This is a genomic window from Natronomonas sp., from assembly GCF_046710025.1.
Lineage (GTDB): Archaea > Halobacteriota > Halobacteria > Halobacteriales > Haloarculaceae > Natronomonas.
Genome location: NZ_JBKEGK010000061.1, coordinates 1 through 12,450, shown reverse-complemented (window position 1 = coordinate 12,450; position 12,450 = coordinate 1). Strand labels below are relative to the sequence as shown.

At 63.5% G+C, this 12,450-nt stretch carries 13 protein-coding genes; 6 read left to right on the top strand and 7 right to left on the bottom strand.

Features of this window, described 5'->3' with window-relative positions; genetic code table 11:
• The 5 genes from ACI944_RS06185 to ACI944_RS06165 form a co-directional block, all read right to left on the bottom strand.
• Positions 1–754: ABC transporter ATP-binding protein (locus ACI944_RS06185; protein ID WP_411718187.1), on the bottom strand; the 754-nt coding region annotated here is incomplete at its 3' end.
• Between the two features lie 104 nt (positions 755–858).
• Entirely contained in the window at positions 859–1,500 is a 642-nt protein-coding gene (locus tag ACI944_RS06180; RefSeq protein ID WP_411718186.1) for a molecular chaperone, read from the bottom strand.
• Positions 1,501–1,552: 52 nt separating this feature from the next.
• Positions 1,553–2,653, bottom strand: coding sequence for a dehydrogenase (locus ACI944_RS06175; RefSeq protein ID WP_411718185.1), 1,101 nt, complete (start codon positions 2,651–2,653; stop codon positions 1,553–1,555).
• A 6-nt stretch (positions 2,654–2,659) separates the two neighbouring features.
• On the bottom strand, positions 2,660–3,259 hold the full coding sequence (locus ACI944_RS06170) for a 4Fe-4S dicluster domain-containing protein (RefSeq protein ID WP_411718184.1): 600 nt from the start codon (positions 3,257–3,259) through the stop codon (positions 2,660–2,662).
• 3 nt (positions 3,260–3,262) lie between these two features.
• The gene (locus ACI944_RS06165; RefSeq protein WP_411718183.1) at positions 3,263–6,235 is read right to left on the bottom strand and encodes a molybdopterin-dependent oxidoreductase; all 2,973 of its coding nucleotides are present in this window, start codon (positions 6,233–6,235) and stop codon (positions 3,263–3,265) included.
• Between the two features lie 203 nt (positions 6,236–6,438).
• Here ACI944_RS06165 and ACI944_RS06160 point away from each other — a divergent pair, with 203 nt between their 5' ends.
• Positions 6,439–8,232 (top strand): aldehyde ferredoxin oxidoreductase family protein, encoded by a 1,794-nt coding sequence (locus tag ACI944_RS06160; RefSeq protein WP_411718182.1) that lies wholly within the window; start codon positions 6,439–6,441, stop codon positions 8,230–8,232.
• A complete protein-coding gene (locus ACI944_RS06155; protein ID WP_411718181.1) occupies positions 8,225–8,974 on the top strand; it encodes a hypothetical protein in 750 nt (249 codons plus the stop codon). Before ACI944_RS06160 ends, ACI944_RS06155 begins: the two co-directional genes overlap by 8 nt.
• Before the next feature lie 112 nt (positions 8,975–9,086).
• Here the strand turns inward: ACI944_RS06155 and ACI944_RS06150 are convergent, their stop codons facing one another.
• A complete protein-coding gene (locus ACI944_RS06150; protein ID WP_411718180.1) occupies positions 9,087–9,596 on the bottom strand; it encodes a hypothetical protein in 510 nt (169 codons plus the stop codon).
• Positions 9,597–9,698: 102 nt separating this feature from the next.
• On the opposite strand from ACI944_RS06150, the gene ACI944_RS06145 reads away from it, so the two are divergent.
• Positions 9,699–9,875, top strand: a complete 177-nt coding sequence (locus tag ACI944_RS06145) for a hypothetical protein (protein ID WP_411718179.1) — start codon at positions 9,699–9,701, stop codon at positions 9,873–9,875.
• A 95-nt stretch (positions 9,876–9,970) separates the two neighbouring features.
• Here the strand turns inward: ACI944_RS06145 and ACI944_RS06140 are convergent, their stop codons facing one another.
• Entirely contained in the window at positions 9,971–10,927 is a 957-nt protein-coding gene (locus ACI944_RS06140; protein ID WP_411718178.1) for a hypothetical protein, read from the bottom strand.
• A gap of 135 nt (positions 10,928–11,062) precedes the next feature.
• Here ACI944_RS06140 and ACI944_RS06135 point away from each other — a divergent pair, with 135 nt between their 5' ends.
• The 3 genes from ACI944_RS06135 (at position 11,063) to ACI944_RS06125 (ending at position 12,208) form a co-directional block, all read left to right on the top strand.
• On the top strand, positions 11,063–11,413 hold the full coding sequence (locus tag ACI944_RS06135; protein ID WP_411718177.1) for a hypothetical protein: 351 nt from the start codon (positions 11,063–11,065) through the stop codon (positions 11,411–11,413).
• 160 nt (positions 11,414–11,573) lie between these two features.
• Entirely contained in the window at positions 11,574–11,999 is a 426-nt protein-coding gene (locus tag ACI944_RS06130; RefSeq protein WP_411718176.1) for a hypothetical protein, read from the top strand.
• Positions 11,996–12,208 carry a hypothetical protein gene (locus ACI944_RS06125; protein ID WP_411718175.1) on the top strand — a complete coding sequence of 71 codons (213 nt, stop codon included), beginning with the start codon at positions 11,996–11,998 and terminating at the stop codon, positions 12,206–12,208. The genes ACI944_RS06130 and ACI944_RS06125 overlap by 4 nt, the downstream gene beginning before the upstream one ends.
• The last annotated feature ends 242 nt before the right edge of the window (positions 12,209–12,450 follow it).

Sequence of the window (12,450 nt, the reverse complement as noted above, 5' to 3'; positions counted from 1 at the left end):
CTTCCATGTCGTCGACGACACGCCGATAGCGATCGCCCTCGGCGGTCGCACCGGGGACCTCAACCGTGGTGAAGACGTGATACGTCGTCTCGCCGTAACGCTCTCTGAGTTCCGAGAGCGGCCCCTTCGTTACGATCCGCCCCTCGTTCATGATCGCGACCCGGTCGCAGACCTCCTCGACGTGATAGAGGTTGTGCGCCGAGAAGACGACCGTCCGCCCCTCCGCGGCGAGTTCCTTCGTGAACTCGATGATGTAGTTCGTCGTCAACGGGTCTAGCCCGGAGGCCGGTTCGTCGTAGATCAACACGTCCGGATCGTTGACGAGCGATCTGGCGATCGCGACTTTCCGTTTCATTCCCTTCGACATGTCGCCCAGCGCGCGATCGCGGTGGGCCAACTCCAGTCGGTCCAAGGTCTCGTCGATTCGCTCGTCGGCGACGTCGCTGGGTACGTCGTAGAGATCGGCGAAAAATCGGAGGTATGACCGCGGCGACATTTCCTCGTATAACGGCGACTCCTCCGGGAGGAACCCAAGTAGGTGTCGCGTCTCGCGGCTGTCGGCCCGCCCTCCGTCAATCGTGACGCTTCCATCCGTCGGTTCGAGCAGTCCCGCCAGCGCCTTCAGCGTCGTCGTCTTTCCGGCACCGTTCGGGCCGATAACGCCGAACACCTCACCGCGGTCGACGCTGAAGGTGCTCTCCTCGACGGCGACGAACCCGCCGTACTCCTTGCGGAGGTCGCGTACCTCGATCACGTGCCCAGAGTGGACGCCGCCTCACAAAAACCCGCGCTGGAAATCGACAGCCGTACAGGGTCTGGGGGATCGAATCGCCGCGTATCGTCAAAAAATAAAACCGATCAGGGGCTACCGCTGACGGTCGGCCCGTCCTCGTAGCCGGGCGCGAGATCGTCGAGATCGACGCCGAGCATGTAGCCGTCGGCCTCAAGCAGCCCTTCGAGCAGCCAGCCGATGGCCTCGTAGAACGTGTCGTCGGACATCTCCCGGAGGTCGATGGCGAGGTCCGGGAGCCACCAGCCGTGCACCGAGAGGAACGCCTGTCGGTAGCTGTCGGCGCCGTCGCGGGCGAGCATCTCGAGGGCGGCGAGTTCGACCGCGGCGTGGTCCGGTTCCTCCCGGAGGTCGCCAGCCGGCTCGACACCGAGGTCTCGATAGGTCGATTTGACTGCCGCGAGCGGTTCGCCGAGGAAGTCGTCGGCGTACCACGACTCGTGAATTTGCATCCGCGGACGTGGCCCGACGAACAGCCGGGTATGGATTTTCCGGAGGTGATCGGCTGTCTCGGTCGGATCGTCGACCGACGATTGCCACCGTTCGAGGAGCCGGAAACCGTTGTCGAGCGCCTGCGGCGAGGCGTCCCGGGGGAATTCCTCCGATGCGAGCCGCTCGACGGCGGCTTCATCGGGTGGGTCAGCGAGCACGCTCGAAACGAACGCGTACAGATCTGCGAGATCGGATGGGGTCTCTGCTGGGCCTGTCATATGAATTGAATACGGGTGAGTGCGGTAAATCAGTTCGGGCGGTCGCGGCCGCTCAGACCGGGAGCGCCAGCGGAGTGAACTCCGCTGCCATGATGTAGCTCAACGCGAATGCGATCTTGCCGACGAGCACCAGTGCAGCCGCGCCGGCGTACGCGCCGACGGTAGCTCCGGACGAGAGAGATCGGCCTCGAACCCCGGCCACGAGCAACAGAAGCGCCGGGAGGACGATGCCGGCTGCGATGCCGACGCCGCCGAACATGGCCATGTAGTCACCGGTGAGGTTCGCAACGGCAGGTGCGGCCTCGGGGTTGTGGCCGGGGAGTGCGAGAACGGTCACGACTATGGCGACCAGATACGCCGCGAGCAGCGCCACCCCGGCGAGGGCGTACTTGCCGGCGGCCGCGCCGAGATCGCGCTCAGCGAGCGCCGTGAGGCCGAGTGTGACGGTGACGCCGCCGCCGAGGCCGCCTAGGATCTGGATGGGAATCAGAAACATCTTGTCCCACAGCGGGACGCGGACGGTCTTTCCGGAGCCGAGCGCCATCGCGGAGTACAACAGCACCCCTGCGGCAACGACGCCCACGAGAGCGCCGATCCCGAGCCGGACGGGGTCCGACGGACGGGTCTTATCGGCGATCGTATCGAAGATCCCGAGCAGGCCGACCTTATCGGCGACCCCGCGGAATGCGCCGACCGAGCCGCCGGTCCCGGTCGCGGCCTCTGCGGTGCCGCCATCGGGGACTGTTCCGCCGTCGGCGGCGAGGCCTCCCCTTCGAATGTTCGGGCGTTCCTTCCCGAAGACCATCCAGCCGAACATGACAGTGATCCCGGGGACGAATGCGCCGAGTATGTACGATCCAATCGCCATCCACGAGGCGAAGTTCGTCATCGTCAACGGCAACGCCATCGCCCGAAACGGGGCACCGAGGTGCGTGAGCATGACCGGTGGGGCGACGGCCGCGATGAGCAGCCCCACAGTGTAGCCGTACTTCGCGATCTTAGTTTGTTCGTCGGAGCCGGTTCGACTCGACAGCACGTCGGCGATGTAGCCCGTGAGGTAGGCCCCCCCGGCAATGCCGATCAACGCGACGTACTGTGCGATCCGCCAGTCCCACTGCGTGTAGGGATCGGTGAAGATTATTTCAGTAGCCATAATGAATCACTCCGGCATGACCCGATCCGCGTCGTCCCCGAAGACGACCGAGGCGGCCTCGTCGTTGAATGGAGTCGAGCGGTCCTCCCGAGCCAGTTCTTCGGCGAGTTCGTCCGGCGTCCCGAAAATCAACGCGTCGGTCGGGCACTCCGAGGCGCAGGCCGGTTTGAGGTCCTGTTCCTGTCGTGGTTCGCAGGTCGTACACTTGTCCATCAAGCCGTTGCCACGCGCACCGAGGGGGTTCATTTCGTCGGCCTCGGGTACGGACGCGTCGGGGTACTGCGGCGCGCCGAACGGACAGGCGACCCCGCAGTAGTGACACCCGATGCACCGGTTGCCGGAGACGCGGACGGTCCCGTCATCGCGGAACCGGAGCGCGTCGGTCGGGCAGACATCGACGCAGGGTGCCTCCGTGCAGTTGTAACACTGCATCGGCTTCTGCTTCTCGGCGTCGGTCCCGTGGGCCATTCGGACGACGCTGATCCGATTGCTCTCCTGTGGGAGTTCCCACGTCCGCTTGCAGGCGACCTCGCAGGCGCCGCAGTCGATACACGATTCCCAGTTTGGGACGACCCGTGCGGGGCCGCTCGATTGATTTGTACTCATTGGTTATGACCTCCGATCCCGATTCAGGAAGTCCTCCTGCCAGGATTGCTGTTGGTTGGATAGCTCGGGGATTTCATCGCTCTCGGCCGGAGTGACGCTCGCGAGCGTCACCTTGGTCTCTTGCATCTGTGTCTCTCGGTCGTATGCCGGTGCCGTCCCGGAGTTGACCGTTTCGCCGATAACGAACGGTGTCCACTCTTCGGGCAGATCGTCCGTGAGGACCTCCCCTTCGAGGACGCCGCTCCAGTGGAACGGCGCGAAGAGGTGATCCTGTGGGACGCGCTCCGTGACGTTTGCCTGCATCATCATCTCGGCGTGCGGCGTTTCGACGACCGCCCAGTCACCGCTCTCGAGGCCGCGCTCCGCGGCCTTCTCGGGATGAATCTGGATGTACATCATCGGCGATCGGTAGGCAAGACTCTCGTTCATCCGGGTCTCGCCGCCGGCTCCGGTGTGTTCTACCTGCCGTCCGGAGGTCAACACGAACGGATCATCGAGATCGTCGACCGCGCTGAGGTTGTCCTGTTGTACCTTCGCGTTGTCAAGTTCGAGCCGCCAGTGATCCTCAACGCGCTCGTTGCAAGCGTATCCGTTCTCGACGAGATCCGGGCGCGGCGTGACAGCCGGTTCGCGGTGAGCCGGGTACTCGTCCGTGAGGTTCCACGCTTTCATCCGAGCGCGGCCACGGCCCCACGGCGAATCCGGCTGGGAGTTGTCGTACTCAGCGTACTCCTCGGGATCGATGTCGTGGCCCGCATCCGCGAGCGCCTGTGCGGTGTCGTACACGGAGACATCGTCCCGTTCGGCGTACTCAGTCGGGATCGTCTTGCCCGCTGGATTGTCGTCCGGCAGTGCGGTGTGGAACGCTGGGTACTGCGGGACGCCCTCGATTTCGCCGCCGCCGTACCAGTCCGGTTCGTACGGGTCACGGAGCATATTCTGCCCCTCCGGTCCCTCGGTCCCCCACCGAGCTCGGAAGTCCATCCCGCCCTCAGCGGGCGGTTTCGAGGCGTCGTATAGTACCGGAGTGCCGGGGTGTTCGTCGTGCCACGACGGCCACGGCATCCCGTAGTAGTCGCCATCCAGAACGCCGTTAACTTCCTCGCTGTCGAGGTCAGCCTCGCAGTGCTCAACGCCGAACAGGTTGCCGTTCTGCATGTGGGCTTTGATCCGTTCCGGCGTCTGTCCGGTGTAACCGATCGTCCGGGTGCCGAGGTTGATCTCCCGGGTAATGTCCTCGACTTCGTCGTAGTCGAAGTGTTCCCCGAAGCCAAGTTCCTCGGCTAACTCCTGCATGATGACCCAATCCTTCTTGGAGTTGTGTCGCGGCGTGACAGCTTGGTGGCGCCACTGGATCTGCCGGCCGGTGTTCGTGACGCTGCCACCCTCCTCGAAATTGGTTGCGGCAGGCAGCATGTACACGTCCGTGTCGCCGTCGAGATCGACGAGTTCGGAGATCTGGTTCGGGTGAATGTCGATGTTGACGATGAACTCGAGTTCCTCGATGGCCTGTCGGACCTTCTTGTACTCGCTGAGCGACGCCATGCCGTGACCCCACCAGATCGCCGCCCGGACGGGGTCTGGCTGGTAGAGCTCCCACTCGTCGTCGAGGACAGCCTCGAACCACCTGGCCACCGTGATGCCGTTCTTTTCCATCAACTCCTTGCGGCCCTGGAACCGATCCTCGAGCAGGTCCTCGTACTCGATTTCGCCAGAGGTGCCGTCGGTCTGGCTCCAGACGTTCGCCCAGTGGCTCCACGCACCCTTGTCGAGGCCGTAGTAACCTGGCAGCGTGGCCGCATCAACGCCGAGGTCGGTCGCCCCCTGAACGTTGTCGTGGCCACGGTAAATGGGCGTCCCGCCGGCCGACTGTGCGGCGTGTCCTAACACAAGGTTCAACATCGCGTAGGCACGGGTGTTGCCCGTTCCGTTGTTGTGTTGGGTGCCACCCATCGCCCACTCGACACAGCTCACGTCGGCGTCGGCGAGCGTCTCGGCGAGGCTCTGGAGGTCATCGACGGACGTCCCCGTGATGTCGGAGACGTTTTCGAGGTCGTACTCCGGAAGAACGTCCTCGCGGAACTCGTCGAATCCGTCGACACGCCCCTCGATGAACTCCTCGTCGTGTGCACCGAGGTTCTCGACGATGTGGTAGATGAGCCCGTAAATGAACGCCACGTCCGTTCCGGACCGGAACTGGTAGTTTTCGTCCGCCGCGGCGGCGGTCTCCGTGTATCGAGGTTCGGCGACGATGTGCTGTCCCCCACGCTGTTGGGCCACCTGGAAGTGCTGCCACGCGACGGGGTGGCTCTCGATCGGGTTGTGCCCGATGATGAGATTGACATCGACGTGACGCATGTCGTTGTTGTTGTTCGTCATCGCGCCGACGCCCCAGGTATTCGCGATCCCCGTCACCGTCGTCGAGTGACAGATCCGCGCCTGGTGGTCGATGTTGTTCGTCCCGAAGATCGACGGGAGCTTCCGCATGAGGTAGGCCGCCTCGTTTGAGTGCTTCGCCGACCCACACCAGTACGTGGCGTGCGGCCCGGTTTCCTCGCGGATGTCGTCGAGCCGCCCGGCGATCTCCGAGAGGATCTCGTCCCAGTCCATCCGGACCCACTCGCCATCGACGAGTTTCATCGGCTCCTTCAGCCGCCCCTCCGCGTTGATCGTGTGCCCGAGCGACGCGCCCTTCGAGCAGAGCCCGCCGTTGTTGATCGGGTTGTCGTCCCACGTCTCTTGGCCGACGACGTTGTCGTCTTCGACGGCCAGATGGAGCCCACAGCCGACCGAGCAGTGCGTACAAACCGTCTTTACGAGTTCGTCGCCGGTGTACGGTGGCCCGTCGTCGGCCGCGTCCTCCTGCGCTTCGCCTCGTTCGAGGAGTGTTCGTCCCCCGACGGCGGCCGCAAGGGTTCCCGCAGCACTCGCTTTCAGGAAGTCCCTGCGATCCAGATCGATCATTGACCGTGACATACGTTGTCCGTCTCTACGGCACTACATTAATAACTATTGTTCGCAATATAGATGACCAAATTAACTCATACTAGTTGCATAATCCAACAAAATCCGAACAGAGCTGGAAATAGTAAACAGTAGAAGCTAGTTCGGAGCTACCGACACGGTCGACGACCCGTTCGACCGTGAGGTTTAATCCCGACACGCTATCACGGTAGGTAGTGCCCATCGCAGACCGCATGCTCCGGGTCGACCTCTCGACGGGACGCGTCGAGAGCGAGCGGATTCCCGAGGCGTGGCTGGAGAGGTATATCGGCGGAAAGGGGATCGGCGCGCGTTACCTCTACGAGATGGCCCACGGGATCCCGCCGAAGTCGCCGGAGAACGTCCTGTTGTTTATGCTGGGGCCGCTAACAGGGTACACCCCCGGCGAGCAACGTTACGCCGCGATCACGAAATCGCCGCTCACCGGGGCGTTCCTCGATTCCTACAGCGGCGGGTCATTCCCCGGGCGGCTAGCCGGATCGCTCGGGACGCACCTCGGCATCCACGTGACCGGGGCAGCCGAGGAGCCGGTCGTCCTCTCTATCGACGACGGCGAAGCGACGATAGAACCGGCAGCTGAGCTGTGGGGGATTGACGCCGAAACGACGTGCGAGCGGTTTCCCGACGCCGCCGTCGCCTGCATCGGTCCAGCGGGCGAACACGGGGTCCAGTACGCGACGATCGCGTCCGATTCAGGTGACCACCACGCCGGTCGCGGCGGTGCGGGCACAGTAATGGGATCGAAAAATCTGAAAGCCGTCGTCGCGTACGGCTCTTCCCCTGACGGCTTTGCGGACCTCCGGGAGCGCTACGGGGAGCGCTTCGCCGAGAGCGGCGCCGGGCGGTGGCTCACCGCGAGCGACACGCTCGAAACAGTCGATTTCGCAGACGAAGCCGGGGTGCTCCCGACCCGTGGCTGGCAGGAGCGGAGTTTCGAGGGAACCGACGGTATCGGCATCGAAAGTGCTCGCGAGACGGCGTCGGGGCGCGAACGCGAGGACGATCCAGTCCCGGGTGGTTTCCGTGTCGAAGACGACGCCGGCGAGAGTGTCCCGCGCGGTGCGACGCCCATCGCTTTGGGTGCCGGCCTCGGTATCGACGATTTCGACGCCGTCGCGGCACTCGGTGCGGTGTGCGACCGCCTCGCGATGGACGTGATCACCGCCGGCAACGCGGTCGCGTGGGCCGTCCGGGCCAGCGATCGCGGGCTGATCGACCGCGACCTCTCGTTCGGCGACGAGGCTGTCGCCCGCGGGCTGATCGAGGAGATCGCATCGCGGTCGACGCCGCTCGGTGACGCGCTCGCCGACGGCGTCTCGCGTGCCGCCGAGCGCTTCGGCGGGGATGACCTGATCCCGACGGTCAAGGGTATGGAGCTGTCGTCGTACGATCCCCGGGGAGCCGAGACCATGGCGCTTGCCTACGCAACAAGCGACCGAGGGGGCTGTCACCGTCGGGCGCGTCCGGTCGAGATCGAGGCGATCACCGACACCGGCTGGTCCCCCGAGCGGCAGGCCGCGGTCGTCGCGGACGAACAAGACCGCCGCGCGATACTCTGGAGTCTTATCGCCGACGACTTTCTCGAGGAGGTGCTCCGGGGCGACGCCGGGGCCGAGTGGCTCGCCGCGGCCGGGTACGAACTGTCGAGCGAACAGCTCGCCGAGACCGGCGAGCGGATCTGGACGCTCGTCCGCCTGTTCAATCTTCGGGAGGGGTTCGGGCGCGACGACGACGAGCTGCCGGCGACGTTGGCCGCCGGCACCGACGGTGATCCGGAGGGCGGCCTTGACCCTGCGGCCTTCCAGACGCTTTTGAACCACTATTATGAGTACCGGGGGTGGGACAGGTGTGGACGCCCAACCACAGCGCTGTTGGGCCGACTTGATATTGAATCGCTTCCCGACCGGGAGACGCCGGTCGCCGACGGGACGGACACGTGCGGCTCACAGGAGACACAAACGCATGACTGACAGCATCAATCTTGACGAGATCTCGACCGAGGAGGAGGACGATGAGCAGTCCGGAAACGAGGGGGATTGGCTATGGCGCGACGACGAGGACGGGACGGACACGACGCCGGACCCCGACGTTCCGGATACGGACGACGGCGAGACAAACGACAGTGGAGGGAAAGACGACACCGAATCCGTGTCGGCCGCCGACGTGGCCGGCGGGCCGGCCCCCGGTGTGCCGACGGCTTCGGAAGACCCGGTCGGCGTCCCCGGCAACGCGGGGCGTTCCGGCGGCCACTCTGGCGGGCCGGGAGGCAGTCACGACCCGTCAGGCGATGTCGATGAGACAGAGGCAACATCCGGCGCGGGCACCGCCGAGACACACGGTGCCGAGGAACCGGACGACATGACGATGGCTCTCACATACAAGGCAGCTCACCACGTGACCGATCCAGCTGCGGTGCTATCGGACGCCAACGGGTGGGCCGACTGGATCGGCATCGTGGGCGAGGTGTCGACACCGGTCATCCGCAAGTTCCAGCGTGACAACCGGATCGAACTGGACTTTTTCGGCGGTTCGGAGTCGGGACCGGAGGCGCGGCTCCAAGAGATAGACCGGGAGTCGATGTTCTATGCGGACCGGATGGTCCTCGTGGGGACTGATGCGGACGAGTGGATTGCTGAGGACGCCGGCTGGGAGTTCGTCCCGATCGAGACGGCAGCCGAGAAGGCTGGCTGGGATCTCCGAGAAGACTTGTGAATTGCCTCGGGGGCAAGCCCCGAGACACTCCGACTTGAAATCTGTAGATGGTCGCCGGGGTTCCGCGACGACGCGAGGGCGGCAACCGCGGCTCCCGTTGTTCTCGCCGACCCTACCGGGGTTCGTAGCGAGCGTCAGTCCAGATCTCGTTCCCGGTGGGGGGGTCGAAAACAACCCGAATCCGATCCGTCAGCGAGGCACGTACCTCGGACGCCCACTCTTCGACGAGCCGTTCGTGGTATGTTTCGACTGCCGCTTCGTCGGTCGACCCACCCTGTTCCTCGGTACGTCGGCGTGCGTCCTCAAACGTGGGGGTGGTCAGGTGGGTCCTACCGGGGTGAGGGCCGTCATTGTTTTTGACGAACGTGCCCGGCGTGAGATGGATCGGCTCCGGGGTCCGGTCCGGCGGGTAGCGCTTTGGGCCGTCTTCGACGTATGGTTCGGCCCGTATATCCCCATCGAACGGCGGCACGAGGCGCAGTACGTGCGTTTCGAGGCGGCTTTCCGAGGCGGCGTTACGCTTGAACGTCTGAATAATGTCGTCTGGATCGGCGACGACAGCGTCGATGTCGGCGGCTGGATGGTCCAGAAGCGCCGCGTCAGTGACGTGGGTGTCACGCATACTGGTGGCTGTCGGACGGCAACGGTTTACGTGTTCTGTCCCCTCTACGATCGATTTCGACCGACCACAATCTTCATATCATGCTGGAAGGTACCACAATGTATGACGTCCACCACCGTCGAATGTCCGTACTGTAGCGCAGAGAGCGCGGTTTCGATCCCCGACGGATCGAGCATTAAAAATGTCAACCAGTCCTATCGAACCGGCGTCTGGGGCGATGCGAAACTCTCCGAGGGGACGTGCACAGAGGGCCATCACTTCGGCGTAAAATACGAGTAACCGGTCAGTCGCGTTCGTGACGGGACTCGAATACGAATAGAGATGCTCACGGGTTGAAACGCGAAACGCAGAGCCGCCCGGCGTGTCAGACGAAATCACCGACTTTCGACGTATCCCTGTCGACACTCCGGACACAGGTCTCCCTCGCGAAGCGATGTTGTCTCCCTGTTCCACGTCCCGCCACAGGCTTGACAATAGATCCCGGCGCCGTACCTGTCACCGTGTTCGCCCGGTGAAGACGTCGAAGCGTCCGTCTCCGAGATGATGACAGCATCATCCGCGGGTTCCTCATCCGCGCTGTCGTCCGTAGTGTCCCCTGCCGTGTCCCTCTCCGTGTCTGAATATGTCTCGTCGGCGCCGTTATGCGTCTCGTCAGTTTCGCTTGATCCATTCACGTGGGACTCCGAGTCGGCCTGAGGGTCGGCCATTCGTATCGGCTCGTTTCCGGGGTTCCGTAATCGATCGATTTGATCCGCCCTATCGCTGGTGTCGTCTTTGTCGGTTCCTGTAGTGGACGCCCCGGGGAGCGAATCGAAGCTAACCGACTCCTCGGCCGCCGCCTCAGACCCGTCTGACCCGTCTCCGCTATCTGAGCTATCTTCGCCGTCCGAGCCGTCTCCGCCGTCCGCGCTCGAGGCGCCGATCTCGTTCGCACTGAGCGGGGAATCGGACGTGTCGTTGTCCGGGTCGGTCTCGAGTGCGGGGCTATCTTCAAGCAACGACTCGGTTTCGCGTGCATTGGCGTGCTCGGAGTCGTTCTCGGTCATGTCACGACCGCTTTTCTCGTTCTCGGAACTGCTTTTGTCTGTGTTGGAACCGTTTCCGCCCTTCTCGGAGCCGCTCCGTTTGTTTTCAGGACCGTCTTTTCCGTCCATGCGTTCCCGCGGCGTCAGCAACTGTTCGTTCCTATACATCTCCTCGCGGTTCCCACAACGACTGCAGACCCGATACTCCCGACAGATCAGAACCATCCCCTCGGGACGCTCCCTGCGGTGTTCCTCGAACTCCGTCGCCTCGTAAAGATGCCCCGAAAGCACACATCGGACTCCCATTGGGTAGGCGTTGTATCAGGGGGAAAATAAACGTACACGTACCGTCACACGCCCGTCTGACGCGTTGACATGAGTGACACAGTGTCTGGGCCGGGCACCCGGAATCACTTTAGCACCGGCTCCGGTAGCTCACGTATGGAGTGTCCGCGCTGTGGTGGGCCACTCAGCCGATACCAACTCGGTGAAAAGGTCTCGTATGCCTGTGACGAGTGCGTTTACGTCGGTATCGAGGTCAGCCATAGGACCGATCCCCGCCAGCTTGAATCGTGGGACGAAGCCCTCAGTCGCTTCTATCATCGCCGGACGACCGGAGACGCGCCGTCCGATGTCCCGGACGACGATACAACTGCTGAGCAAGCGGAGCCCACCGACCACAAGAAGCCTGCCGAAGGGACGCGCGACGCCGACGATGAGGAGAACGCACCTGATGTCGACGACGGCGATTCCGAGACTGCCACCCGACGACCGCCGGACGGCGAACGGTAACTCGGGGGTAATGGGACTACCTGCGCGGTTCGCGCGTAATACAGCGGGCGTTACTCCGGACGACAGCGACTCATCGATGCGTTGCGGGGAGCGGAGTTATATAGTGACACGCGCCGACGGAGTGGGGAGCGGTTTTGTATGATGCCACGTAGTAGTACGTATGCGGGAGATACAGCTCTCGGAGGCCCAACACGAACGTTTCACCGCGATCCAAGAGCGACTGTCGGCGGAGTACGCGGGACGGTACGCGTCAGTCCGCCCAGCCGATGTTATGGACTACCTCCTCGATACGGCGGAGGCGGACGACGCCATTGCCCCGCCGGCAAACGACGATGCGACTCCGGCGGAAGACACCGAAACAACCTCGGAATCGACGGAGCTGTCGGCAGAGGCGAGCGCCACGGGGGCTGCTTCTGACTCCGCGTCCGACACGTCCGGCGTGTTCGATCTGCTTGATGAACACTCACATAAGTGGCGGGACTCGGACGGGGAGGTGCCGTACGAGGTCGATCTGCCCGGTGGCGGCACCGAAACCGCGCGAACGAGAGATGATATCAAAGCAATCCTGTTCAAACACTACCGATGAGTTTCATCGACCGCCTTCGATCGTGGTTGTTCGGTTCCGACCGGACGGAAGACACCGACACAACACCCGAGGAGACGCCCGTTGACGGTTCCGAACCGCAACTTGACCGGGATAAGACGACGGAGGTTCGAACCGAACGCTCGTTGAGCGGTGTCGAGGAGCTGAAACAGGTGCGAGAAGCAAATGAGCCCCCCGACGAGGAGGGGTGAACCACCTCGGGGTTGTATGCGCATTTATTCCACATACGGGGCTGTCTCACACCCTGCCAGCGCGGCTCGCCTCGGCGTCCGGTTTCTATAATGAATAACAGCGCGAGTACCACGGGCCACCGTGCCCGTGGGTGAAGCGCGTCACAACACGAACTTTTAACGAGTATCGAACCATACGAGAATATAGTGCAGTCGTCCAAACTCACCCAAACATTGTCGTTCGGACTAGACATCCATACGGG